General features: G+C 73.1%; 23 protein-coding genes and 1 pseudogene. 9 read left to right on the top strand and 15 right to left on the bottom strand.

Annotated elements, in window-relative coordinates; translation table 11 throughout:
* Positions 1-147 precede the first annotated feature (147 nt).
* On the bottom strand, positions 148-912 hold the full coding sequence (locus ACWIZO_RS24060; RefSeq protein WP_448640112.1) for an esterase/lipase family protein: 765 nt from the start codon (positions 910-912) through the stop codon (positions 148-150).
* Positions 913-1,023: 111 nt separating this feature from the next.
* Between ACWIZO_RS24060 and ACWIZO_RS24055 the strand changes: the two genes are divergently transcribed.
* Positions 1,024-1,854: an alpha/beta fold hydrolase gene (locus ACWIZO_RS24055; RefSeq protein WP_448640111.1), complete on the top strand. Its 831-nt coding sequence runs from the start codon at positions 1,024-1,026 to the stop codon at positions 1,852-1,854.
* 612 nt (positions 1,855-2,466) lie between these two features.
* Here ACWIZO_RS24055 and ACWIZO_RS24050 read toward each other — a convergent pair.
* From ACWIZO_RS24050 to ACWIZO_RS24010, 9 genes are all read right to left on the bottom strand, one after another.
* The gene (locus ACWIZO_RS24050) at positions 2,467-3,267 is read right to left on the bottom strand and encodes a sigma factor-like helix-turn-helix DNA-binding protein (RefSeq protein ID WP_448640110.1); all 801 of its coding nucleotides are present in this window, start codon (positions 3,265-3,267) and stop codon (positions 2,467-2,469) included.
* A 114-nt stretch (positions 3,268-3,381) separates the two neighbouring features.
* On the bottom strand, positions 3,382-4,317 hold the full coding sequence (locus ACWIZO_RS24045) for an NAD-dependent epimerase/dehydratase family protein (protein ID WP_448640109.1): 936 nt from the start codon (positions 4,315-4,317) through the stop codon (positions 3,382-3,384).
* Positions 4,318-4,532: 215 nt separating this feature from the next.
* The gene (locus ACWIZO_RS24040) at positions 4,533-5,072 is read right to left on the bottom strand and encodes a VOC family protein (RefSeq protein WP_448640108.1); all 540 of its coding nucleotides are present in this window, start codon (positions 5,070-5,072) and stop codon (positions 4,533-4,535) included.
* A gap of 684 nt (positions 5,073-5,756) precedes the next feature.
* A complete protein-coding gene (locus tag ACWIZO_RS24035; RefSeq protein ID WP_448640107.1) occupies positions 5,757-6,701 on the bottom strand; it encodes a diacylglycerol/lipid kinase family protein in 945 nt (314 codons plus the stop codon).
* A gap of 174 nt (positions 6,702-6,875) precedes the next feature.
* Positions 6,876-7,436 carry a dihydrofolate reductase family protein gene (locus tag ACWIZO_RS24030; RefSeq protein WP_448640106.1) on the bottom strand — a complete coding sequence of 187 codons (561 nt, stop codon included), beginning with the start codon at positions 7,434-7,436 and terminating at the stop codon, positions 6,876-6,878.
* A gap of 236 nt (positions 7,437-7,672) precedes the next feature.
* Positions 7,673-8,110, bottom strand: a complete 438-nt coding sequence (locus ACWIZO_RS24025) for a VOC family protein (RefSeq protein WP_448640105.1) — start codon at positions 8,108-8,110, stop codon at positions 7,673-7,675.
* A gap of 491 nt (positions 8,111-8,601) precedes the next feature.
* Positions 8,602-9,441: an SCO6745 family protein gene (locus tag ACWIZO_RS24020; RefSeq protein WP_448640104.1), complete on the bottom strand. Its 840-nt coding sequence runs from the start codon at positions 9,439-9,441 to the stop codon at positions 8,602-8,604.
* A 64-nt stretch (positions 9,442-9,505) separates the two neighbouring features.
* The gene (locus tag ACWIZO_RS24015) at positions 9,506-10,315 is read right to left on the bottom strand and encodes a recombinase family protein (RefSeq protein ID WP_448640103.1); all 810 of its coding nucleotides are present in this window, start codon (positions 10,313-10,315) and stop codon (positions 9,506-9,508) included.
* A 393-nt stretch (positions 10,316-10,708) separates the two neighbouring features.
* The gene (locus ACWIZO_RS24010) at positions 10,709-11,353 is read right to left on the bottom strand and encodes a TetR/AcrR family transcriptional regulator C-terminal domain-containing protein (protein ID WP_448640102.1); all 645 of its coding nucleotides are present in this window, start codon (positions 11,351-11,353) and stop codon (positions 10,709-10,711) included.
* 31 nt (positions 11,354-11,384) lie between these two features.
* Here ACWIZO_RS24010 and ACWIZO_RS24005 point away from each other — a divergent pair, with 31 nt between their 5' ends.
* From ACWIZO_RS24005 to ACWIZO_RS23990, 4 genes and pseudogenes are all read left to right on the top strand, one after another.
* On the top strand, positions 11,385-12,410 hold the full coding sequence (locus ACWIZO_RS24005) for an ATP-binding cassette domain-containing protein (RefSeq protein WP_448640101.1): 1,026 nt from the start codon (positions 11,385-11,387) through the stop codon (positions 12,408-12,410).
* Positions 12,407-13,255, top strand: coding sequence for an ABC transporter permease (locus ACWIZO_RS24000; RefSeq protein ID WP_448640100.1), 849 nt, complete (start codon positions 12,407-12,409; stop codon positions 13,253-13,255). The genes ACWIZO_RS24005 and ACWIZO_RS24000 overlap by 4 nt, the downstream gene beginning before the upstream one ends.
* 145 nt (positions 13,256-13,400) lie before the next feature.
* A pseudogene (locus tag ACWIZO_RS23995) lies at positions 13,401-13,691 on the top strand (transposase); the annotation flags it as partial.
* 224 nt (positions 13,692-13,915) lie between these two features.
* Positions 13,916-14,719, top strand: coding sequence for a transposase family protein (locus tag ACWIZO_RS23990; RefSeq protein WP_448640099.1), 804 nt, complete (start codon positions 13,916-13,918; stop codon positions 14,717-14,719).
* Between the two features lie 1,364 nt (positions 14,720-16,083).
* Here ACWIZO_RS23990 and glnA read toward each other — a convergent pair.
* Positions 16,084-17,520, bottom strand: coding sequence for a type I glutamate--ammonia ligase (gene glnA / locus ACWIZO_RS23985; protein WP_448640098.1), 1,437 nt, complete (start codon positions 17,518-17,520; stop codon positions 16,084-16,086).
* A 169-nt stretch (positions 17,521-17,689) separates the two neighbouring features.
* On the opposite strand from glnA, the gene ACWIZO_RS23980 reads away from it, so the two are divergent.
* Both ACWIZO_RS23980 and ACWIZO_RS23975 read left to right on the top strand, forming a co-directional pair.
* On the top strand, positions 17,690-18,112 hold the full coding sequence (locus tag ACWIZO_RS23980) for an RDD family protein (protein WP_446761339.1): 423 nt from the start codon (positions 17,690-17,692) through the stop codon (positions 18,110-18,112).
* Positions 18,109-18,606: a GNAT family N-acetyltransferase gene (locus ACWIZO_RS23975; protein ID WP_448640097.1), complete on the top strand. Its 498-nt coding sequence runs from the start codon at positions 18,109-18,111 to the stop codon at positions 18,604-18,606. The genes ACWIZO_RS23980 and ACWIZO_RS23975 overlap by 4 nt, the downstream gene beginning before the upstream one ends.
* A gap of 124 nt (positions 18,607-18,730) precedes the next feature.
* Here ACWIZO_RS23975 and ACWIZO_RS23970 read toward each other — a convergent pair whose 3' ends face one another.
* Positions 18,731-19,390 carry a response regulator transcription factor gene (locus tag ACWIZO_RS23970; protein WP_448640096.1) on the bottom strand — a complete coding sequence of 220 codons (660 nt, stop codon included), beginning with the start codon at positions 19,388-19,390 and terminating at the stop codon, positions 18,731-18,733.
* Positions 19,387-20,562, bottom strand: coding sequence for a sensor histidine kinase (locus tag ACWIZO_RS23965; protein WP_448640095.1), 1,176 nt, complete (start codon positions 20,560-20,562; stop codon positions 19,387-19,389). Before ACWIZO_RS23965 ends, ACWIZO_RS23970 begins: the two co-directional genes overlap by 4 nt.
* A gap of 135 nt (positions 20,563-20,697) precedes the next feature.
* On the opposite strand from ACWIZO_RS23965, the gene ACWIZO_RS23960 reads away from it, so the two are divergent.
* Positions 20,698-21,627: an ATP-binding cassette domain-containing protein gene (locus tag ACWIZO_RS23960; RefSeq protein ID WP_448640094.1), complete on the top strand. Its 930-nt coding sequence runs from the start codon at positions 20,698-20,700 to the stop codon at positions 21,625-21,627.
* Positions 21,624-22,490, top strand: a complete 867-nt coding sequence (locus ACWIZO_RS23955; protein WP_448640093.1) for an ABC transporter permease — start codon at positions 21,624-21,626, stop codon at positions 22,488-22,490. Before ACWIZO_RS23960 ends, ACWIZO_RS23955 begins: the two co-directional genes overlap by 4 nt.
* Before the next feature lie 72 nt (positions 22,491-22,562).
* Here the strand turns inward: ACWIZO_RS23955 and ACWIZO_RS23950 are convergent, their stop codons facing one another.
* The gene (locus ACWIZO_RS23950; protein ID WP_448640092.1) at positions 22,563-23,420 is read right to left on the bottom strand and encodes a DUF4191 domain-containing protein; all 858 of its coding nucleotides are present in this window, start codon (positions 23,418-23,420) and stop codon (positions 22,563-22,565) included.
* A 54-nt stretch (positions 23,421-23,474) separates the two neighbouring features.
* Positions 23,475-24,449 (bottom strand): lipoyl synthase, encoded by a 975-nt coding sequence (lipA, locus tag ACWIZO_RS23945; protein ID WP_448640091.1) that lies wholly within the window; start codon positions 24,447-24,449, stop codon positions 23,475-23,477.
* Positions 24,450-24,528 lie beyond the last annotated feature (79 nt).

The following is a 24,528-nucleotide window of genomic DNA, read 5'->3' as shown; positions in this document are numbered from 1 at the left end:
GAGCCCCGCACCACCGCGGTGAGCCGAGCAAGCACACCCCACCGCACGGCCCGGACGACCGGGTCAGGCCCGATCGGGGACGACCCGGTACCGGTCGACCTGCCGGGTGTACCTGGCGGGACGTCGATGACGGGCGGGCTGCTCGTGTCAGCGACGGCGGGGGAAGAGCAGGCTGAGTCCGGGTGGCGGGCGGAACGGTGTCCACGTGCCCTCGGCCATCCCCAGCCGGTCAGCCAGCAGCCAGAGCACCGCCGGGTTGCAGGCCAGGCCGAGGTGGCTGCCGCGCACCTGCACGTTCTCCCGCCGGGGGCGGAGCTCGTAGCGACACGACGACCAGTGCACGATGCCGTCGGCCCGCGTGTAGACCGACGTCGCGGGCACGCGCAGGGAGCCGCGTTCGGCCCAGGGCCGGGGTAGCGCGGCCGCCCCGCGCAGGAGGCGGGTGCCGCCGTCGACGATCCCCGAGGCAGTGCGGACCCAGGGCGCCGATCGCAGCACCGGCGTGCCGAGGGTGACCAGTCCGCGGACGCTGCCCGGCGCGGCTCTCGCCAGTTCCTGCGCGTAGAGCCCGCCGAGACTCCAGCCGACCAGGCTGACCCGCCGTCCCGAGGTCCGGTGCAACCGCTGGAGTCGGGCGCGCAGCGAGTCGACGACGTGGCCCGTCGGGCCGCGGTTGGTGCCCAGGTCCCAGCCGGACACGTCGTGGCCGAGGGCGCGCAGCGCGGTCCGGAGCACCACGGTGGCGGGGTCGCCGGTCATCAGCCCCGGCAGCACCAGCACCGGGTGCCCGTCACCGCGGCGGGCTGCTGCGAGCACCGGCCAGGCAGCCGCCAGGACGGCGAGGTCCAGACCCGCCCGCGGCGGCTCGGTGAGCAGCGCAGCCGGTGAGGGGGAGCGGGCGGCGGCAGGCACCTCGACAGCATCCCTGGCGCGGGAGTCCCGACCCGCAGGGGCGTCCACACCGGCCCGGCCCCGGCGTGGAAGGGCGCGACGACCGGACTCGAGCCCTGCCAGGATCGTCGGGTGCAACTCGAGCAGACCTTCGTCTGGCGAGGACGTCAGGTGCGATGGGACGCCTGGGGCGATGGTCCACCGGTGGTGTTCTGCCACGGCACCCCGTGGTCCTCGGCGCTCTGGCGTCCGTTCGCTGATGCGCTGAGCTCCGAGTTCCGGGTCCACCTCTGGGACATGCCCGGCTACGGCCAGTCCTCGATGGAGGCTGAGCACCGTGTCTCGCTCGACGTGCAAGGCGAGCTGCTCTGCGACCTCATCGGCCACTGGGAACTGGACCGGCCACACCTCATCGCCCACGATTACGGGGGCGCCGTCGCGCTGCGCGCACACCTGCTGCACGGTGCGCTCTACAGCTCCCTGGCCATGGTCGACGTCGTCGCGCTTGCCCCCTGGGGGTCGGAGTTCTTTCGCCTGGTACGCGACAACGCTGATGTCTTCGCGGCTCTGCCGGCCGCTGTGCACGAGGGCGTGGTGCGCACCTACATCACGGGAGCCAGCCATCGCGGCCTCGACGAGCGCCAGACGCGCATGCTGGTCGGGCCGTGGCTCGGATCGCTGGGCCAGGCGGCGTTCTATCGACAGATCGCTCAGGCCGACCAGACCCACACCGACGAGGTGCAGCCGCTGTACGGCTCACTGGCGCTGCCCGTACTCGTCGCCTGGGGCGTCGAGGACACCTGGATTCCGGTCGACCGGGCTCATGCCCTGGCCGAGGCGATACCCGGGGCGCGCCTGCAGCTCGTCCGGGATGCAGGGCACCTGATCCAGCTGGACGCTCCTGAGCGTCTCGCCACCGTCCTGCACGGTTGGCTCGTCGAGCAGCGGCAACGCCGGGCTTGAGTGAAGCCACGGCGTTCCGCGACCGGATCCGCTTCCGGTCTTGCAGCTCAGTGCGAGGAAGTGGTGGAGCGAGAGCCTGAGTGAGTGGCGGACGACTGTGCTACACCCGGCCTTCATCCGCTCCTGGCCAGTCGGTGGAGTCCTACGACCTCCGCCGCGTTGCACGAGTTGAGCGTGACGGAGGTCGATCTCCTGCTCGAGGCGGCCCGCTGGGCGGACTGGGACTACTCCGAGTTCGCGCTCCACGACCTGGGCCAGGCCGTCGCTCACATGACCGTGCAAGCCCGCGCCCTGGACCTGCACGTCCGGCAGTTCCGGCGACAGAGACGGCATCGCTGCCGAGTTCGCCGTGCCCGGCCACGGGGAAGTCACGACCCTGTCCGCCGTGGGCCGTGTTGCCCGGGCGGACGACGTCGAAGGTTCATCCACATCGCCCGAGGCCCAGGGTGAGCGACGACCCCTCGACGACCTCCTCTGGGCAACCAGAGAGGGATTCCCGTGCGGGACGCCGCCGTCGGGGCGATTGGGACGCGCGGACGTCGACGCAGCGGGCCCTCACTCGCAGCCTGGTCAGGGACCCTGCGGCGTCGATGTCCGCGCCACGATCGGAGCTCATCGTGCCGACGTCAGCAGCAGTGCCAGGTCGCCGACCGGCCCGAGGTGCGTCAGCTCGTCGGGGTTGACGATCCCGCTGGTGCTCGTGATCTGGCCCTCGGCGATGTCGATCGCGCACGCGCCGATCAGCCGCTGCTGTGCGTCGAGGAGGAACGCTCCCGGGCTGCCGTTGAGCTCGACAGGGAGCAGGGACACGCCCGGAAGGCGCGCGACCCGCCGGACCCAGTTGACGACCGTCCGCGCGACACGGTTGCGTCCGCGCAGCACCCGCGCGAGCGCCGGAACCTTGCCGCCGCCGTCGCCAGTCAGTGCCACGTCCTGCGCGAACAGCGCCTCGAGCCCGGCGAGATCGCCGTGCTCGGCAGCCGCGAAGAACCGGGCTGCCGACTCGTCACGCTGCTCACGCGTCGTCTGGAAGCGCGGCCGGCGCTGCTGGACGTGGCGTCTGGCGCGGGTGGCGAGCTGACGCACGTTGTCCTCGCTCCTGCCGATGATCCGCGCGATCTCGTGATCCCTGTCGTCGAACACGTCGCGGAGCAGCAGCACGGCGCGCTGCTCGGACGAGAGGCTCTCCAGCAGCACCAGCATCGCCAGCGACAGCGAGTCGGCGGTCTCGGCGTGCCGGGCCGGATCATCGTGGCCGTCGGTGATGATCGGCTCTGGCAGCCACTGGCTGACGTAGCGCTCGCGGCGGGCACGCGCGGAGCGCTGCTCGTTGATCGCCAGCCGGGTGGTGACGGTGGCCACGAACGCGCGTGGCGACGCGATCTGCTCGCCCGCATCGAGCGCCTGGTACACCCCGCAGCAGCGCTCCTTGCACCACGTCGTCGGCCTCGGCCACGCTGCCGAGCATCCGGTAGGCGAGCGCGGATGCGCCCGGCCGCAGCTCGTCGAGCAGCCGCTCGCGGGCGGTCATGCCGCGGCAAGCCCGTGCCGCCAGCTCGGGTGCGCCGGGCGCCACCCCAGCTCGCGCTTGGCCTTTGCGTTGGAGGCGCCGCGGAGCTCGGTCATCATCACCACGCCGGCCTCACCAGCGAACAGCCGTCCGATGAACCGCGGCACGCGCATCGGCTTCCTGGCACCGAGCTCCTGCGCCAGCGCCGGCAGCCACTCGGCGACCGGGGCGGGGTCATCGTCGACGACGTTGTAGACACCGCGGCTGCCGTGCTCGACCGCCGCCACCGTCGCCTCCGCCGCGTCGGCCACGTGGATGAACGACCACACGCCGCCGCCGTCGCCGACCAGCGGGAACCTGCGCTTGCGGATCAGCTCGGGCTGCTGCCCGCCCGGTGCCATCGACGTGCCCGGCCCGTAGAAGGCGCCGTAGCGCAGCACGATCCCCTCTGTCCACCGTGCGCCGAGGACCGCCTGCTCGAGATGACGGATCGCGGCCAGGGTCTCGCGCATCTCCCGCGCGGGCGCGGGGTCCAACGGATCCTCCTCGGTCTTGATCGGCGCACCGGTGCGCGCGTACGCGCCGTAGCCCGCGATCCCCTGCGCCACGAACCGCCGCACGCCCACCGCCTGCCCGGCGGAGAGCAGATGGTCCGTGCCCTCGATCCGCAGGCGGTTGGTCCGCGCGAAGTCGCGATCGAAGTGACGCACGTCCAACGCACCGATCGCGGTCAGTTGATGCACGATCACGTCCGGCCGCGCCCTGCCCACGGCCTCCGCGACCTGATCAGGGTCGAGCGCGTCCGCGACCACCGGTGAAGCACCCAACGCGCGGAGCATCGCCTGCTTGGACTCGCGGCGTGTCATGCCATGAACCTCATGACCCGCCTCGACCAGACGTGGCACCAGCTGCCTACCGATCGCTCCCGTCGCCCCTGCGACGAACACCCTCATGATCAGCTCCCTGGTCGAGGATCACGGACACCTGATGAGACGAGACAGCAGCCGCGGCTGTGACACCTTCGAGCAGCCGGGCACCCGCCAGCCTCGGCGCCTGGTACACCGTGTTGTCCGGAGAGGTGAAGACGTGCGCTCCGGCAGCCGCGAGCCGCCCTCACCGACCGACGCCCGTCCGGGGATGGGCGTACGGCACACCATCCCCTGGGTCGTCAACCGATCTCGGCCGTCGCTGCTGCCGGTGGCGAGACAGACCCTCGCGCGGAGATCTGCTGCACGGCCCAGCCGTTGCCGTCCGGGTCGCGGAAGAACACGAACCCGACGTTGTCGAGTGCCGTCCCGCCCTGACGCAGCGCATCCGCGTCGCCGCCCAACGCCTGGATCTCGCTGACCTCGACTCCGCGCTCGACGAGCTGCGCGTGTGCCTCAGCGATGTCCGGGACGACCAGCTGGAGGCCCTGGAGGGAGCCTGGAGGCATGTGCGGAACGACGCCCTCGCCGATCACGATCGAGCAGCCGGAGCCCGGCGGCGTCAGCTGGACGAGCCGGTCGCCCGGGCCTGGAGGGCTGATGTCGTGGTCGATGGTGAAGCCCAGCTGGTCGGCGTAGAAGGCCTTGGCTCGGTCGACGTCGGCCACCGGCACGACCACGACCTCCAACGTCCAGTTCATGTGCACTCCTCGATCCGCTCCTCTGGAGTCATGCCAGCACAGACCCGTCGCCGTACGACAACTGATCGGTGCGCTCGTCATGCACCTCGATGCTGTCCGCAAGACGAACAGCTACCGGCGCACCGGAGGACTGCTGTAACCAGCTGGCCGCCGTCCCGCCAGGGATCGGCTACCGGGCGTGCTCCAGCTAGGGCCTGGGGAAGGGCGGGATGGGGCAGGCGGTCCTGGTCGGCTCGGCCAGCGGCCGCCAGTCCCGGCCTCTGGCGGTGGTTCGGCCTGTCGACGGCGCCGGTGCTCGAGAGCTGTCAGGGGTGCGCCGAGCGGCTGCGCTGCCTGTCCCCGGTCATCCGGGTGCGGACGGAACCGCTGCTGAAGTGGGCTGGTCGAGGTCGTCGGCGCGGTCATCCACAGAGGCCGGCGCTCGGCCCGGATCGGTCGGGATCCCCTGCGGGGCACCGGCGGTTGGCCGCCCGCTCCGCCCGAACGTCGCCGTTGTGCGTCCCCTCTACGGGACAACGTCTCCGCCCTGTCGCCCAGGTCCCTCGGTAGCCGCCGCAGTCCTCGACGACCGCGGGAGGCGGGTCGTGGAGACGCTCGGCCCACGTCCGCGTCTGCGGGGCGCGAGCGATGGCCACGGCGCGGTCACTGACGCGCAGAGCAGGAGAGCCCGCGGGCGGCGGTGCGGACGACTCACCCTGCTCCGTGGCGGGAGGAGCCGGCGCTCCTCGTCCCAGGAGAGGCCCATGACCGCGAGGGAGGTGGTGGTCAGCGGTCCGGGAAGTCCGTGCCGACCATCACCCGCAGCGCGTTGGCCTCGAGCACGATCCGCACGGGCGTGCGTCCGCGGATCTCGCCGTCGACGTCGAGCGCGAGGGGCGGGTCGGTCTCCAACCACACCTCGCCGGCCCTGAGGAACCGGGTGCGGGCCAGCGGCCGGCGGGGCCCGATGACCGTCTGACGGACGGTCGCGAGGCTCAGCCCGAGCCGGTTGGCGTCGCCGAGCCGGTACACCACCAGCTCGCGGTCGTCGAGGCCGGTGTCGGAGGCGATCGCCCGGCCGGCGTGGTGACTGCCGTTGGCGATGTTGAGCTGGTGGGTCGCGAATTCATGGACCTCCTCGCCGATGCGCAGGCGCGCGGTGAAGGGCCGGTGGCCGGGCAGCAGGGCCAGCGCGGTCAGCGGGTAGGCAGCGCGGCCGAGCACCCGCTTGAGCCGGTGCGGCACGTGCTCGGCGACCTGCACCGACAGCCCCAGGCTGGTCAGGTTGGCGAAGTGTCGCCCGGCCACGTGGCCGAGGTCGACGTCGGCGACCTTGCCGTCGGTGAGCACACGCAGGGCAGCGGGCAGGCGGAGCGGCAGGCCGAGGCCGCGGGCGAAGTTGTTGGTCGTGCCGAGCGGGACCACGCCGAGGCAGACGTCGCGGTGGGCGAGCTGGTGCGCGGCTTCGCTCAGCGTGCCGTCGCCGCCGCCCACCACCACGAGGTCGGCGCCGCTGTCGGCCGCGGCGGCGAGCGCCTCGGGCAGGCCCCGGGGGTCGGCGACCGGGCGCACGTCGACCAGCTCCATGGTCGCCTGCAGCCGTTGGTGCACCGCCCCGAAGGAACGGCGTCCCCGACGGGACCGGACGTTGACGACCAGCGCGGTGCGGCGCCGGGCGCGGATGTCGGCGTCCAGCGCCGCCTTCGACCGCTGGTGCACAGGTCCCGTCACGACGATCTCCGTCCTCCCGGCGCGGGTGGCTGCCCCTCGCGAGCGCCGCCAGACGGCAGCGGCAGACCCTCGGCGGGACCCTTCATCAGGGACCGGTGAGCCCCGTTCGTGAAGGATGCCCTGATGGCCACGAGATCTCCGGGTGGCACGGGCCCGCGCCGGTCCGGGATCGGGTCACCGCCTGGTTGTGTACCTGGTCAGGAGCACGCCGCCGGGGAACGTGCGGGTCTGCACCAGGTCCAGGTGCACCCGGGTGTCCAGGGCGGTGAAGAACGGCGTGCCGCCGCCGACCAGGACCGGGTGGGTGACGATCGCGTACTCGTCGATCAGCCCGGCTCGCATGGCCGCCGCGGCGAGGGTGGCGCCGCCGATGTCCATGGGGCCGCCGTCCTCGGTCTTGAGCCGGGTGATCTCGGTGATGGCGTCGCCGGTGACCAGGCGGGCCCCGTCGACCGCGCTGATCGTGGAGGAGAACACCGCCTTCGGCATGTCCCGCCAGCGGCGGGCGTACTCGATGTGCGCCGGGGTGGCGTCGGGCTGCTGGTCGGCGGTCGGCCAGTGGGAGCTCATCGTCTCCCACAGTCGGCGCCCGTACAGCGCCAGGCCCGTGGCCCCCACCCGGTCGGACCACCACCCGAACAGCTCGTCGCTCGGTGAGCTCCAGCCGAGGTCGTCGCCGGGTGCGGCGATGTAGCCGTCCAGGCTCACGTTCATGCCGAAGGTCAGTGTCCGCACGGCGGAGCCTCCCGTGAGTCGGTGTTCGGCGTGCAGACCGACACGGCGCGGAGAACTGATCGGTCGGACCACACCGAGGGCCGGTCGACCACCGCGCCGAGCGGATGCTGCGTACGGAAGGCAACCGGCTACGGCGACGTCCGAGACCCTGGGCGGCCGGAGGTCACCGCGTCCCGAAGGGGATCGCTCAACGGTGTGCACTGCGTGCCCGTGGTCGCGCGGCCATCGCCCCGCAGTCAGCTCTTCTCCAACTGCTCGGCGAGCATCACGATGATGCCGCTGGGGCCGCGGACGTAGGTGAGCTTGTAGACGTCGCCGTACGTGGCCACGCCGCGGAGCGGGTGGCAGCCGTGCCTGGCGGCGATCTGGAGAGCCTCGTCGATGTCGTCGACGGAGAAGGCGACGCGGTGCATGCCGATCTCGTTGGGCCGGGTGGGTTCCGTCTCGATCGCGTCGGGATGGATGTACTCGAAGAGCTCGAGGCGACCGTTGCCGTCCGGCGTCTGCAGCATGGCGATCTTGGCGTGGTTGCCGTCCAGGCCGACGGCGGTGTCGGTCCACTCTCCACTGACCGTGTCCCGGCCCAGGACGGTCAGCCCGAGGTCGGTGAAGAAGGCGATCGCCGCGTCGAGGTCACGGACGGCGATGGCGACGTTCTCGAGCTTGATCGGCATGGACGGGACGCTAGCCGGAGGCGATCCGGTCAGGCCGACGCTTCCTCACGTTCCCGAGGACGGACCCCCAGCGGCAGCCCCACTCGGTCCACGGCGCTGCGAGGCGTCGTGCTGCGCGGCCGGAACGTGCTGCGCGGCCGGATGACGACCCGCTGGTCGACCGCTGCCCACGCCGGCGCTGGCGCCGGCGCTGGTCCTCGTCGTCGTCGTCGACGTCGGCCGAGCGCAGCACCGACGTCTCGCGTGCGCCCTCCGGGACGATGCGCACCCTCCGCTCGTCCACCCGGCAGGGTCCACTCCCTGGAGGTCGCGCGACGGCTCGGCCTGTACACGCGAGCCGGCCTCCTGCAGCCGGGTCAGCCGCTTCGGCGTCGGCTGGACCGCCGCCCGTCTTGGGCCACGGCAACCTGCCGCGCCGCAGGTCACGCGCGAGGCATCCCCCGACGGTCGATCGTGGGGAGATGACGTCGTCGCCTGTTCCTGCGGAGGGCTCATCCCCAGTCCTGGGCGGCGACGAGCGCGGCGGCGAGGGGCTCGAGGGCCGCGGTCAGCTCGTCGACCTCGGCCGCGTCCAGGACCAGGTACGGCGCGACGGCGAGGTCGTCGGTCAGCGCCTCGATGCGCTGTTTGGTCTCCCGGCCGGCCCGGGTGAAGCCGCCGTCATCGGCGACGAGGCCCCGGTCCTTCATGCCGTCGACGAGGGCGGACAGCTGCGCGGCCGGCAGGTGGTGGATGCGGCCGAACTCCTCCGCCGGCATCCCCGAGTCCAAGGCGGCCAGGACGTGGGCTTCCAGCCCACCGATGCCCTCGGCCATCAGCGCCGCGATGTGCCCGTCGCCCCGGTGCTCGCGCAGCAACGACGCCGCGTGGAACAGCCGCGCCACGGCCTCATCGGGCACGGGCAGCGTTCGCAGGGCGGCACACATCGGTCGACCCTCGAGCGGAGCGCCGAGGGCTGCGGCGGTCAGCAGGTCCACGGCGCGGGCGAACGCAGGGGTGTCGATGAGGTCGCCGAGGATCCGGCGCAGCGCCTGCACGCAGCCCTGTTGCCGAGCGGCGATCGCGGCCTGGGGCGTGGTGGTGCTCCAGACACTCGGGATGTGGCGGGCCACCTCGCCCGGCGCGAAGTTGTAGAACAGCGCGTGCACCACCGCGGCGGGGACCGAGGCGCCGAGGGGAGCGGCTCGGCCGGCGAAGTAGGTGTCCCAGTAGTTGGTGAACCCGAGGGCGAACATCGCCTCGTTGGGCTCGTCCGCGGAGTAGGGGATGACGCCGATCGGCTCCACGAGCTCGAACATCCGCCGGGCCAGCGTGTTCTTCGATGCGGTCACGTGCGCTCTCCCTCCTGGGGGATCAGTTCCTCGCCCTGCGGAAGACGGTCGGTGGCGCTCGTTCTCATCCAACGACCCCCAAGCCGACCGTCAGGCGGGGCCATCGAACGCCTTCCCGAGCCAGATGCGGCCGTCTCACAGGCAGGACCTGCGGCGGAACTCCGGGAGCAGGTCGCCTTGCACGACCGGGTTGTCCCGCAGGGGTCGAGCATGCGGGACAACCCGGCTCTCGATGGAGGCTGAGGACGTCTGCTCGTGCCCGCGCTGAAGGCCGCTGTCCGGTGACCGTTCGTCCGGCCGCGGGTTCGGTCGCGCTCCAGGGCGCGATAGACGGTGGAGCGAGCGACGCCGGACAGGTGGGCCAGTTCCGCGGTGCTGTGCTCACCTCGCCGGAAGAGGTCCACGAGGGGTGGCTCCTGGCGGGGGTTGAGCTCGGGCTGCTCGCCGCGCGGCTTCCCCGTGGCCTTCGCGACGCGCATCCTCCCCCGGTACGCAGCCGGATCAGGTCGGCCTCGAACTCGGCGACCCTCGCGAGCACGTCGAACAGCAGCCGGTCGACCGGGTCGTGCGGGTCGTACACCGACCCGCCGAGGCTGAGCCGGACCTGCCGGCGGGTGAGCTCTTCGGCGATGGCGCGGGCGTGGGGCGAGGGGCGGGCCAGTCGGTCGAGCTCGGTCACCACCAGGGTGTCACCCTCGCGGCAGGCGGCCAGCGCCTCGCGCAGTCCGGGGCGCTCGCGGTCGGTGCCGGTCAGGCCGTGGTCGACCTGGACCCGACCCGGGTCGACGCCGCGCGCGAGCAGCCCGTCGCGTTGGGCGGTGAGGTCCTGGGCGTCGGTGGACACCCGCGCACAGCCGATCAGCAGCGCCGTCATGGCGCACCCCCACAGGCAGGCCGACGTCGGCGCTCCGGTGCGTCGGTCACCGGCGACGGCCGGAGCCGCCACCCGCGGACGGTGATCACCACCGATTCCGGTCGCATGGCTCGTCATCACGACGTCACTCGCGCAGGCGACGACCTCGACGCCTGCGCGAGATCCCCGACCGGCACCTCGACGCACCGATGCAGAGGTCGTGCACACCGGCCGGATGGTCCGGGGTCGGGCACCCTCGAGATCACCCTCGCACAGCCAACTGCGCATCCGTCCGGACCGGGCAGGTGGACCTGCCGCTGGTGTGCTCGGCGGACTGGGGTGGCCGCTGGTCGAGCCGGTGGTCCACGCCGGCTGCCGTCCGTTGCTGCGGCGGTTCGCCGCGTTCGCCCGCGACTACGCCGGCTGAGGCGCGGTGCCGTCCTGGGTTCGGGCGCGCCGTTCGAGGCGTAGTCGCAGGCCGTCGAGCATGAGGCGCAGACCGTCCTCGAACCGCTCATCCTCGCCACCGGCGGTACGGGTCGCCGCGACCACGGTGGGGAACGCGCTGAGGTCGGCGACGCGCGGCTCCTCGAGCGGCCGGTCCGCCGCCGCCTGGGTCTCGAGGACGTCGCCGAGGAGGAACGAGCCGAGCGCGGTGATCACGCGCACGGCCTCACCGGGCTCCAGGCCGGCGCCCACCAGCACGGCGAGGGTGCGCTCGATCTCGGGCAGGGCGTCGTCCGTCGGTCGGTTGCCGGCCACCACCTGGACGCTGTCGCGGTGGGACAGCAGCAGCGCGCGGCGGACGCGGAAGCTCTCCGCGAGCCACTCGAGCACCGATTCGCCCTCCCGCGGCGCGCGGGTGCTCTCCGGTACCTCGGCCAGCACCTGCTCGGCGATCAGGTCGAGCAGGTGCCGCTTGTCCTTGACGTGCCAGTACAGCGTCGGCGCGCTGACGCCCAGGCGGCCCGCGACCGCGCGCAGGGTCAGCCCAGCCAGGCCCTCGTCGTCGAGCACCTCGACGGCGGCCTGGACGACGTCGGCTCTGGAGATCGGCACGCTTGACACTCTAACGAAGTTAGAGAAATCTGTGCGCGTGACTCTAACAGCGTTAGGGACCCCAGCGCGGGATGCCCTCGCCGACCGGCCGCCCGCGGTCGAGGCGAACGGCCTGGTCAAGACGTTCGGTGAGGTGGAGGCCGTCCGAGGCATCGACCTGTCGGTGCGGGCGGGGGAGCTCTTCGGCTTCCTCGGCCCCAACGGCGCCGGCAAGTCCACCACCATCAAGATCCTCTGCACTCTGCTGCGACCGACCGCCGGCGGTGCGCGGGTCGCCGGCTTCGATGTGGTGCGCGAGCGCACCGAGGTGCGCCGGCACATCGGGCTGGTCTTCCAGGAGACGACGCTCGACGACTACCTGACCGCCGAGCAGAACCTGCGCTTCCACGCCGACATCTACGGCATGCCGAAGGCGGACGTCGCACCGCGCATCGACGCGGTCCTCGAGATGGTCGGGCTGACCGATCGGCGTGACTCCAAGGTGCGCACCTTCTCCGGCGGCATGAAGCGCCGGCTGGAGATCGCCCGCGGCCTGCTGCACTCCCCGCGCGTGCTGTTCCTCGACGAGCCGACGATCGGGCTGGACCCGGAGTCGCGCGCCTCGCTGTGGCGCTACGTCGACCGGCTGCGCGCCGAGGAGGACATCACCGTCTTCCTGACCACGCACTACATGGACGAGGCCGAGCGCTGCGACCGCATCGCCATCGTCGACGCCGGCCGGATCGGGGCACTGGACACCCCGTCCGCGCTCAAGGCGAGCGTGGGGCACGACCGGGTGCGAGTGGCCACCATCGACGACGACGCCGCCGAGGCGCTCCTCCGCGAGCGGCTGGGCGTGGAGACCACGCGGGAAAGCGGCGCGCTCGTCGTCCTCACCCCGGACGGCGAGGAGTTCGTGCCCCGGCTGTTCGAGTTCGGGCTCACCGTGCGCTCGGTCAGCGTGGCTCGGCCGACGCTCGACGACGTGTTCCTGGCCTACACCGGCGCCCGGATGGCCGACCGGCAGGCCGCCGCCCCCGGACGGGGCAACCGGCTGTTCCCCGGAGGCGGGCGATGACCACGACGATCGCTCCGGTCCAGCTCGCCGGCCGCGGCCTGCGGCACGAGCTCCGCGCGGTGAAGGTGGTCTGGTACCGCGACATCCTGCGGTTCCGCACCGACCGCGGGCGGATCATCTCCTCGTTCGTGCAGCCGCTGCTGTTCCTCTTCGTGCTGGGCAAAGGCCTGGGCGCGAGCATCGGCGGGGGCGGCTTCGGCGGCGCGGATTACTCGACGTTCCTCTTTCCGGGCGTGCTGGCCACCTCGGTCATGTTCACCGCGGTCTTCTCGGCGATCTCGATCGTCTGGGACCGGGAGCTCGGCTTCCTGCGCGAGATGATGGTCGCGCCGATCAGCCGCACCAGCATCGTGCTGGGCAAGGCGCTGGGTGGCGCGACGGTGGCGACGGCGCAGTCGGTCGTGCTGCTGGCGCTGGCCGGCCTGGTCGGCGTCCCGTACGCGCCGCTGATGATCGTCGGCTCGATCGCGCTGCTCTTCGTCGTCGCGTTCACGCTCACGGCGCTGGGCCTGGTGATCGCGGTGCGAGTAGAACAGATCCAGACCGTGATGCCGCGGGTGCAGCTGCTGCTCGCGCCGCTGATGTTCCTGTCGGGGGCCTTCTTCCCGGTCAGCAGCGCCCTGCCGGCCTGGCTGCACGGCCTCGCCCTGGTCAATCCGATAACCTACGGCGTCGACGCCGTCCGCAGGCTGGTCCTGCACTACGTCGACGCCGGCTCGGGCGCCGCGGTCGCGCTGCACTGGGGTTCGTGGACGGTCCCCGTCTGGCTCGACGTGGTGATCGTCGGCGGGATGGGCGGCCTACTCCTCGCCGTCGCCGCCTGGCTGTTCAGCAAGACGGACTAGAGACGATCAGGGGCGGGGGTCATCAGAGACGATCCGACGTCGAGTCCGGTGCCGGCGAAGAAGTCGGCCAGCAGCTTGGACGACGTTGCGGTAGTGGGTGCTCGGGCTCCGTCCGCTCATGAGGCGTCGGCGCAGGCTGCGGCACATGTCGTTGCGGGCGTCTTCCCCGCCGCGGCTGATCAGCGACGAACTGTGGGCGCTGGTCGAGCCGCTGATCCCACTGCGCAAACCGGCCGTGCACGGCCGCACCGGGTGACCACGGACCTCGGATCGGGACGTGCTCCAGGGGATCGGGTTCGTGCTCTCCACCGGCATCGGCTGGGCCGAGCTGCCGACCGAGTTGGGCTGTGGGCCGGGTTGGACCTGCTGGCGGCGGATGCACGAGTGGGCCGAGACGGCATCCTGGTTGCAGTCGACGATCGCCGTGAACGACCAACGAGATGACACCCTACGGCGACTTCCTGCCCGTAACGTCCAACGCTTGCCGCTGCCCTTCGAGCATTCACTCAAGAACGTCGAGCATTGAGGTTTTCTCACCAGATTTGGCGGCCTGATAGGCGTTGCTGCTGGTCGCAGCCAGGGTTGCAGAAGAGCGCGCGGGCTCTCGGGGTGAAGATCGTCTCGCCAAAGGTCGATCCCCGTCTTCCCCGGGAGCCCGCTGTGTCTCATCGTGCCAGCCTGGACGTGTCCGCCGCGGTGTTGAAGGCCGTGACCGGCTGGATCGCCCAGCACCGCCGCCGCCCCGGTGCGCGGCCGGCGCAGCGGGCCGGCACGGTGCACGCCCAGGTCGTGCTCGTCCTGCGGTGGCTGCGCCACCGGCTGGATCTGCGCACGCTGGCCAGGGAGGCCGGGCTGAGCATCGCCACCGCCTACCGCTATCTGCACGAGGCGCTCGAGGTCATCGCCGCGCAGGCGCCCGACCTGGAGGCCGTACTGGCGCGCGCTCACGCCGCGGACCTGCCCTTTGTCTGCCTGGACGGCACGCTGGTGCCCACCGACCGGGTGGCCGCCCGCGCCGAGCGGGGTCATCACCTGTGGTACTCGGGCAAGCACCACGCCTTCGGCGGCAGCGTGCAGGTCCTCGCCGACCCGACCGGCTTTCCGCTGTGGGTCTCCGCAGTCCGTCCCGGCTCCACCCACGACCTGACCGCCGCCCGCGAGCTGGTGCTTCCGACGCTGTACCCGCACGCGGCCAGACGCCTGCCGGTACTGGCGGACAAGGGCTACACCGGTGCCGGCGTCGGCGTGCACGTCCCGGTTCGTCACCATCCCGACGGGCCGCTGCACATCGACAACCGCTGCTACAACCGGCTGATCACCGCGCTGCGGGCACCCACCGAACGCAGCAACGCTCTGCTCGGCCGGTGGCGCGCCCTTGACCGCGTCACCGTCTGCCCTCAGCGCATCAGTGCAATCGCTGCCGCCGCACTCGTCCTGACCTCACTCGACCGCGGAACCAGGTGAGAAAACCTCATTCACTCAAGAACGGCACGCGTGCTACGCACAGCGGTAGTCCGGGCCCCGCTTGGTGGAGCCCACTGCCGCTTCTCGGGGTGACGTGTTGGTCATTGTCGGGTGGCGTTGATGAATGCACGGTGACTTGAAGATCTACGCCGGGGCGCCGGCTCCAGGAACGGCTCGACCCGCTCGGACCGATCGCCTGGGCACCCGGTCCGGCAGGCTGCTGTCGATCTCGAGCGCCACGTCGCCACTGCACAGCACGAGCCTGCTGGCGCACAGGCTCGCATCGCCCGACTCGCCGGTGAACCGGCCCTGCTGGGTCAGCCGCCCGGCCGGTTCACCGCAGCCCGTGACGCCTGGCACGCAGGCCGCGACACCGGGCATCCCCAGCGTCCAGCTGTCACACCGGGGGCGGCCAGCGACCGGTCGGGTGTCCCACGACCCGAGTCCGAGCGCCACGGGCCTCGGGTCACGCCTGGTGCCGCCTCGAGCCTGGGGCGGTGAGCGGGCCGCCCCTCACGGGGCCGCCACCGCGCCGCGCGGAAGGGGACTGGAGGGGAACCGGAGCCTGCCGACCTACGGCGCGCCACCACCGGAGCCGGGCTCGTACCGGACGCCATCACCCAGCTCCGGCCCGGCGCCGAGCGAAGACCTCAGGCGCTCTCACCTCTTGGGCCACCGGCGACGGGAGCGCAACCGGAGGAGGACAGGAGCCTGACCGGAGAAGTCGGCTGTGGGCTGTCACCGATGGCCACGGAATCGCGCCTTCTTCAGGTCGCACCCCGCCCGTGCCCGCCGAGCCCCGGAGGCCGCCATGCCCGACCGGACCCCCGGCCGTGACACGCCGCCGAGCCACCGTCCGAGCTGCTCACCATCCCCGAAGCCGCCCAGCTGCTGCGCGCCCGGTCGCCCCCCTCCGGTACTGGCGCCATTTCGGCACCGGCCCGACAGGAGCCGGCCGCGGTGTCGTCGGCTGCCGTGACTCGGTGGGGCGGCGACCACGTCGTCACTGCCGGCGCGGGCCGGCAGACCTCGACGTGGGCCATCGAGCGGGCGATCCGCTCGGCTCGGCCACAGGTCGCCGGGCTGCCCGCTGCGTTCCGCTCCCTCGATCTGCGGCACCACCTGGCCAGCCTGCTCATCGGCAGCGGCCTCGACGTCGAGGTCGTGCAGCACCAAGGCCGTGCAGCACCGCCTCAGGTACGGCTCGGCCAAGACGCCGCTCGACACCTACGGGCACCAGTGGCCCGACAGCGACGAGTCCGCGTGGGCCGCCGTCGGCGGGGTGCTCGCCTCTCGTGGGGACTGGTTGGGGACCGAGCGGGCTGACCTGCAGACAGAACTGCAAGTCAGCCCGCTGGTTGACATCAGATGTCGTAGTACATCGCGAACTCGTGCGGGTGCGGGCGCAAGCGGATCGGGTCGATCTCGAACTCCCGCTTGTACTCGATCCACGTCTCGATCAGGTCGGGGGTGAAGACCCCGCCGTCGATGAGGTACTCGTGGTCGACCTCGAGCCGGTCGAGGACGGCGTCCAGCGAGGCCGGGACCTTCTCGATGCCCAGGGCCTCCTCCGGCGGCAGCTCGTAGAGGTCCTTGTCCACCGGCGCCGGCGGCTCGATCTTGTTCTTGATGCCGTCGAGGCCGGCCATGAGCATCGCCGAGAAGGCGAGGTAGGGGTTGGCCGACGGGTCGGGCACGCGGAACTCGATGCGCTTGGCCTTGGGGCTGTCGCCGGAGATCGGGATGCGGCAGCAGGCGGAGCGGTTGCGGGCGGAGTAGACGAGGTTGATCGGGGCCTCGTAGCCGGGCACCAGGCGGTGGTAGCTGTTCACCGTCGGGTTGGTGAAGGCCAGCAGCGACGGGGCGTGGGCCAGCAGGCCGCCGATGTAGTGGCGGGCGGTGTCGGACAGCCCCGCGTAGCCGGTCTCGGCGTGGAACAGCGGCTCGCCGTCGCGCCAGAGGCTCTGGTGGCAGTGCATGCCCGAGCCGTTGTCGCCGAACAGCGGCTTGGGCATGAAGGTCGCGGTCTTGCCGTGCGCCCAGGCGGTGTTCTTGATGACGTACTTGAACAGCATCAGGCTGTCGGCCGACCGCAGCAGCGTGTCGAACCTGTAGTTGATCTCGGCCTGGCCGCCGGTACCCACCTCGTGGTGACCGCGCTCGAGCTCCAGCCCGACCCCGATGAGGTTCTTCATCATGTCGGCCCGCAGGTCGCTCTGCTGGTCGTAGGGCTCGACCGGGAAGTAGCCGCCCTTCATCCGCGCCTTGTAGCCGCGGTTGGGGCCGAGCCCGTTCTCGCCGGTGGGGGAGCCGGAGTTCCAGGAGCCCTCGACCGAGTCGATGTGGAAGTAGCCCTCGTTGATCCTGGTGTCGTAACGGATCGAGTCGAAGACGTAGAACTCCGCCTCGGGGCCGAAGTAGGCGGTGTCGGCGATGCCGCTGCTGGCCAGGTAGGCCTCGGCCTTCTTCGCCACGTTCCGCGGGTCGCGGCTGTAGGCCTCCCGCGTGATCGGGTCGTGGATGAAGAAGTTCACGTTGAGCGTCTTGTGCTTGCGGAACGGGTCCACGAAGGCGCTGTTGGCGTCGGGCAGCAGCAGCATGTCCGACTCGTTGATGGCCTGGAAGCCGCGGATCGACGAGCCGTCGAAGCCCAGACCGTCGGAGAACGTGTCCTCGCCGAACGTCGACGCGGGGATCGTGAAGTGCTGCATGACGCCGGGCAGGTCGCAGAAGCGCACGTCGACGAACTCGACGTCGTTGTCGCGGATGTAGGCGGCGACCTCGTCGGGACTGGTGAACATCGATCCTCCGGGAGTGGGCGGACAGCCACCGGCCAAGCTACGAGCGAGGAGTTGCCCTGCCGTGTCCCGTCTGTTTCAGGGCGGTAACAACGCCGTCCGGCGTGTCGGCGCCGGTCGGTGTCTCCTCGGCCCGGCGGTTCGGCTGCCGGTGGGTCCTACGCTGGTGCACGTGGTCGGGGACGCGCAGCAACCCTCTCAGGAGCGCCGGCGGGGCGCCTCCCTGGGCCTGCCGTCCGACGGGCCCGGCTCGCTGGCGCCCTTCGGCACCCGGGTCCTGGCCTTCGTCGTCGACGCGTTCCTCTCGGCGGTGGTCGCCGGGCTGTTCACCGCGCCGAGCCTGCCGGGCAACTGGAGCCTGCTGTCCTTCGCCGCGGTCTACGTGCTCTTCCTGGTCGCCGCCGGGCAGACCCCGGGCATGCGCCTGCTCGGCCTGCGGCTGGCCCACCCGCGCCCGGCCCAGCGGCTGGCGCTGTGGCGCGCCGTCGTCCGCACCGGGCTGCTGATGCTGCTCGTGCCGGCGCTGGTGGTCGACGCCGACGGCCGCGGCCTGCACGACCGGGTCACCGACACCGCCGTCGTCCGCGACAGGTGATCGTCCGCCGCGAGCACCCACTCGACCACGCGGCGGTGCGGGAGCTGCACGCGGCGGCGTTCCCCACGGACGTCGAGGCCCGGCTGCTCGACGAGCTGCGCGCGGACGCGGGCTTCCTGCCGCACCTGTCCCTCGTGGCCGCGGACGGCGGGGACGTCGTCGGGCACGTGATCGCGACCCGCGGGTGGATCGAGCCGCTGGGCGCCGCGGCGCTCGGGCTCGGCCCGCTCGGTGTCCGGCCGGGGTCCCAGGGCCGGGGCGTGGGCACCGTGCTGGTGCACGCGCTGCTCGCCGCGGCCGAGGCGGCCGGCGAGGGCCTCGTCGCGCTGCTCGGGGCACCCGGCTACTACGGGCGGTTCGGCTTCGTCCGGTCCACCGACCTCGGCGTCGCCCCGCCCGACCCCGCGTGGGACGCGCACTTCCAGGCCCGCCGGCTGGCCGGCCCCGAGCAGCGCGGCACCTTCCGCTACGCCGAACCCCTCACCCGCCTCTGACGGCCTCCGCCGGGCCCGCGACGATCAGGTGACCTGATCGTCGAGCGTCCTCCCTCACGGTGGGACGTGAGGGAGGACACCGCATGATCAGGTCCCCTGATCCCGGCCGCCCCTCCCGGGACGGTCAGGGGCCGACCTGCAGGCCGGACCGGATCGCGAACACCACCAGCTGTGCGCGGTCCCGGGCGTGCAGCTTGAGCATCGCCCGGCTGACGTGGGTGCGCACCGTCGCCGGGCTCACCACCAGCTCCTCGGCGATCTCGTCGTTGGACCGGCCGGTGGCCACCCAGGCGACGATCTCCCGCTCCCGCTCGGTCAGCTCGGCGATCCCCGGGTGCGGCGCCGAGCGGGCCGCCGGCGCCGCCGCGAACTGCTCGATCACCCGGCGGGTGACCGCGGGCGACAGCAGCGAGCCGCCGTCGGCCACCACCCGCACCGCCCGCAGCAGCTCGTCGGGGTCGCCGTCCTTGAGGACGAAGCCGCTCGCGCCGGCGGCCAGCGCCTCGAACACGTACTCGTCCAGGCCGAACGTGGTGAGGACGACGACGCGGACGGCGGCCAGCGCCGGGTCGGCGGTGATCCGGCGCAGCGCGGTCAGCCCGTCGACACCGGGCATCCGGACGTCCATCAGGACCACGTCGGGCACCGTGGCCCGCACCAGGTCGAGACCGGCCGCGCCGTTGGCCGCCTCACCGACGACCTCGGTGTCCGGCTCGCTGTCGAGCAGCACCCGCAGGCCCATGCGCACCAGCGCCTGGTCGTCGACCACGACCACCCGGATCACGGCCGGACCTCCGGGACGGCGACCGCCGTCCGGGGAGCCGCGGCGGCCAGCGGCAGCTCGGCCCGGACGGCGAACCCGCCCCCGGGCACCGGCCCCGCCGTCAGCGAGCCGCCCACCGACGCCGCACGCCGGCGCATCCCCTCGATCCCGCTGCCCGTCGCCGGCACCGGGACGGCGACGCCGCTGCCGCGATCGCCCACCTCGACGGTCAGCGCCGCCCCACTGCAGGCGACCCGGACGTGCGCCGGCGCGCCGCCCGCGTGCCGCAGCACGTTGGTCAGCGACTCCTGCACGACCCGGTAGGCGACCGCGCCGACCTCCTCCGGGACCCCGTCGCAGGGCTCGACGTCGGCGGTGAGCACCAGGCCGCCGGCGCGCATCCGGTCGAGCAGGTGCGGGAGGTCGGCCAGGCCCGGCACCGGCCGGCGGCTGCCGGCGTCCTCCGAGCGCCACCGGTCGAGGTCGGCCCGCAGCCCGTCGAGCGCCTCGCGGCTGGTCGCCTGGATGCTGGTGAGCAGCTCCCGGACCCGCTCCGGGTCGCGGTCGAGGACGTGCTTGGCCACCCCGGCGTGCAGGGCGACGACCGCCAGCGCGTGACCGACACCGTCGTGCACGTCCTGCGCCATGTGCAGGCGCTCCTCGGAGACGGCGCGCCGGGCCTGCTCCGCGCGGACCCCCTCCTCCGAGCGGCGGCGCACCTGCAGCGCGGCACCGACGGCGGCCACCCCGCCGACCACGGCAGCCCACCCGGTGCTCCAGGCGAGGTGCGCCAGCCAGCCGCCCCGGCCCCCGTAGAACGCCGGGGCCGCCGCCGCGGCGGGGACCAGGGCCAGGCCGGTGACCCAGGCCAGCGCCTCCCGCCAGGACAGCCGGGTCGCCACCGCCCAGGCCGCCACGGGCCCGGTCAGCAGGACCGGCCCGAACGCGAAGCCCCGGGCGAGGTAGGCCGAGACGGCCAGCCCGCAGACCACGAGAACCAGCCGCGGCGCGCGCCGGCGCAGCAGCAGCGCCAGCGCCGCCACGGCCACGTAGACGTGGGCCTCCGCGTCCGGCACCCGCAGCCACGGCTGGTCCTCCGCGGCCTCGCCGGACGCGGCCAGCCCGAGCACCAGCAGCGGCAGGGCGGGCACGAGGTCGTGCCACCCCGGGCGGAGCGCGGGCGCGGTGGGCACGCGGCGACGATAGGTCGGCGCAGCCCGGCGCGTCGTCCCCCGCGGCACGGCGCCCGGCGTACGCAGATCTGCGTACGCGCGAGAGCCGCTCCTGGGCCGACGCGCGCGAGCCGGCCGGTCGCCAGGCTGGCGGGCATGGACGACACCGTGGTGGTCACCGACCGCCTGACCAAGCGCTACGGGGCGCGGACCGCCGTCGACTCCGTGAGCCTGACCGTGCGGCGGGGCGAGGTGTACGGCTTCCTCGGCCCCAACGGCGCGGGCAAGACGACGACGCTGCGCATGCTGCTCGGCCTGGTGCGGCCCAGTGGTGGGCGGGCCACCGTCCTGGGCGCGGCGCCGGGCAGCCGCGCCGCCGCGTCCGGGACCGGCGCCCTCGTCGAGGGCCCGGGCTTCTACCCCTACCTCTCCGGCCGGGACAACCTGCGGGTGGTGGCCCGCTACCGGCAGCTGGGCGAGAGCGCCGTCGACGCGGCGCTGGAGCGGGTCGACCTCACCCGCCGCGGCCGGGACCGCTTCCGCTCCTACTCGCTGGGCATGAAGCAGCGCCTCGGCGTCGCCGCGGCCCTGCTGGGCGAGCCGGAGCTGCTCGTCCTCGACGAGCCCACCAACGGCCTGGATCCGGCGGGCATGGCCGACATGCGCGCCCTCGTCGTCGACGTCGCCCGCGGCGGGCAGACCGTGGTGCTCTCCAGCCACCTGCTGACCGAGGTGCAGGAGATCTGCGACCGGGTCGGGGTCCTGGCCGACGGCCGGCTGCTGGCCGAGAGCACCGTGGCCGAGCTGCGCGGGGGTGCCGCCGTCGTCCTGCGGGCCGACCCGCTGGACCGGGCCCTGGCCGTCGCGCTGCGCGTGGCCGGCGACGACGCCGTCACCGTGGTCGACGACGGCCGCGCGCTGCGGCTGGACGGCGCGACGCCGGTGCCGGCGCTGGTGCGGGCGCTGGTCGCCGAGGACGTCGACGTGCGGGAGGTCCGCAGCGTCGAGCGGTCCCTGGAGGAGGTCTTCCTGGAGCTGACCGGCAGCTCCGGCGTCCCCGCGACGGACCTGGAGGGAGTGCGATGAGCGCGCTGGGAGCGAGCACGCGCGCCGAGCTGCTGCGGCTGCGGCGGTGGCCGGCGATGTGGGTGCTGCTGGGGGTGTGGGTGGCCCTCAACGTGACGTTCGGCTACGTCTTCGACTGGATCGCCTACCGCAACGGCTCGGCCCCCGGGCCGGGTGCGCCCCCCGGCGCACCGGTGGGCAGTGCGCTGCTGCCCGGGCTGCTGCCGCCGGCCGCGCCGGTGACGCTGGTGCAGGGGATGCCGGTGTTCGGCGGCGCGCTGGTCCTGGTGCTGGGTGCGCTCGCGGTCGGCAGCGGCTACGGCTGGGGCACCTGGAAGACGGTGCTCACCCAGGGACCGGGCCGCGGTGCCGTGATCGGCGGCACCCTGACCGCGCTCGCCGTCGTCGTCACCGGGCTGGTGCTCGTGACCGCGGCGGTCGACCTGGGCGCGTCCGTCCTCGTCGCGACCGTGGAGGGGCAGCCGGTGGACCTGCCCTCGGTGGGGGACTGGGCGCAGGCCGTGGGCACCGGGCTGCTCGTGCTGGGCACGTGGGCCATGGCCGGGGTGCTCGTCGGCGTCCTCACCCGCAGCCCGGCGCTGGGCGTGGGGCTGGGCCTGGTCTGGGCGCTGGTGGTCGAGACCCTGCTGCGTGGCGTGGGCGGGGTGCTCGACGGGCTGACGGTGGTCACCGACCACCTGCCGGGCACGGCCGCGGGCTCGCTGGTGGGCGCGCTGAGCCGCGCCCAGGGCGGAGCCGCGCAGGGCACGCCGGGAGTGCTCGACGTGCTCAGCGGGCCGGCGTCGGCCGGCTGGCTGGCCGCCTACCTGGTCGGGTTCGCCGTCGTGACGCTGGCGGTGGTGACCCGCCGCGACGTCGCCTGACCCGGGCCCCTGGGATGCCGGCCGCCCCGCCCCCTGCCGCGAGCGCGCGGTGGGGGGCGGGGTGGTCCTGCCTCAGCGGCGGCGGACCTGCCGGGCGCTGACCGTCATCTGCCGGCCTCCGGGCATCGGGCCGCCGGGGACGGGCATCCGGGGGCCGCCGAGCGCGGACATGCGGCGGCCGAGGGTGTTGACCTCGGCGGCGGACAGGTTGCGCGGCAGCTTCATCACGTGGGTGCTGAGCTTGCGCAGGGGCACCTGCCCCTCCTCGTCGCCGACGACGAGGTCGTAGATCGGGGTGTCGCCCACGACGCGGGCGATCTTCTTCTTCTCCTGCGCGATCAGGCTCCGGACGCGGGTGGGGGAGCCCTCGCCGACGAGGACGACCCCGGGCCGGCCGAGCACCCGGTGCACGGCGTCGAGCTGGGTCGTGCCGGCGACGCCCGCGCTCACCCGCCAGTCGCCGCGCATGCCCTCGAGGACCCAGGCCGCCGCTCCGGGCTGGCCCTCGACCTGCCGGTAGGCCGAGCCCTGCGCCCGGCGGCCGAAGACGATCATGGCGGCCAGGACGCCCAGGACGATCGCGATCGGCAGGAACAGGAACGGGGAGCCGAGGAGGACGGCCACGAGCTCGACGACGCCGGCCACCGCCACGAAGGCGATGAGCATCAGCCAGGGGAGCTTCGGGTCGTTCTTCTGCGTCAGCGAGTACGCCTGCTTGATCATGCGGACCTGGTTGCCGACCTTCTTGAGCCGGCCGACCTTGGGCTCGCCGTCCTTGCCGGCCCGGCCCTTGCCCTTGTCGGCCCGGCCCTTTCCGGAGGCGGCCGTGGCCCCGGCGGCAGCGCCCGAGGACCGGCCGCGCCCCGCAGCGGGGCCGCGCCCTGCCTTGCCGGCGGGCGCGGGGGAGTCTGTGGGCTTGCTGCGTGCCATGCCCCCAGGATAGGGGCGCGCGCGGCCGGTCCCGGTGGACCGGCCGCGACGTCCTCAGTTCGAGCGGGTCAGCCCGCGGGCCTCGACTGCCTGCTGGTAGAGCCGGCCGGCCCGGTAGGAGCTGCGGACCAGCGGCCCGGCGAGCACACCGGGGAAGCCGATCTCCTCGGCCCGGGCCTGGAAGCCGACGAACTCCTCGGGCTTGACCCAGCGGACGACGGGGTGGTGCCGCGGCGAGGGCCGCAGGTACTGGGTGATGGTCAGCAGGTCGCACCCGGCCTCGTGCAGGGCCTGCATCGTCTCGACGACCTCGTGCGGCTCCTCGCCCATGCCCAGGATCAGGTTGGACTTGGTGACCAGCCCGGCCTCGCGGGCGGCGGTGATGACCGCCAGCGACCGCTCGAACCGGAAGCCGGGCCGGATCCGCTTGAAGATCCGCGGCACGGTCTCGACGTTGTGCGCGAGCACCTCGGGCCGGGAGGAGAAGACCTCGGCCAGCTGGGCGGGGTCGGCGTTGAAGTCGGGGATGAGCAGCTCGACGCCGCAGCCGGGGACGGCGGCGTGGATCTGGCGCACCGTCTCGGCGTAGAGCCACGCGCCGCCGTCGGGCAGGTCGTCGCGGGCGACCCCGGTGACGGTGGCGTAGCGCAGCTGCATCGTGGCCACGCTCTCGGCGACCCGGCGGGGCTCGTCGGCGTCGAAGTCGGCGGGCTTGCCGGTGTCGATCTGGCAGAAGTCGCAGCGCCGGGTGCACTGGTCACCGCCGATGAGGAAGGTGGCCTCCCGGTCCTCCCAGCACTCGTAGATGTTGGGGCAGCCGGCCTCCTCGCAGACGGTGTGCAGGCCCTCGCGGCGCACCAGCGACTTCAGCTCGGTGTACTCCGGGCCGGTCCTGAGCCGGGTCTTGATCCACTCCGGCTTGCGCTCGATCGGGACCTGGCTGTTGCGGACCTCCAGGCGCAGCAGCTTGCGGCCGGCCGGCGCGATCGTGGGGTCCGAGGAGGGGGTCGGGGCCACCGTCTCGCTCATGATCGACCACGGTACTCCCGGACGCGCACCGCCCCCGCTGCCCGGAGGGGCGGCGGGGGCGGTGTGAGGCAGTTCTCGG

Source organism: Geodermatophilus sp. URMC 63, from assembly GCF_053502565.1.
Note: the sequence above shows the minus strand (reverse complement) of the source record. Positions and strands in the feature narration are given on the sequence as shown.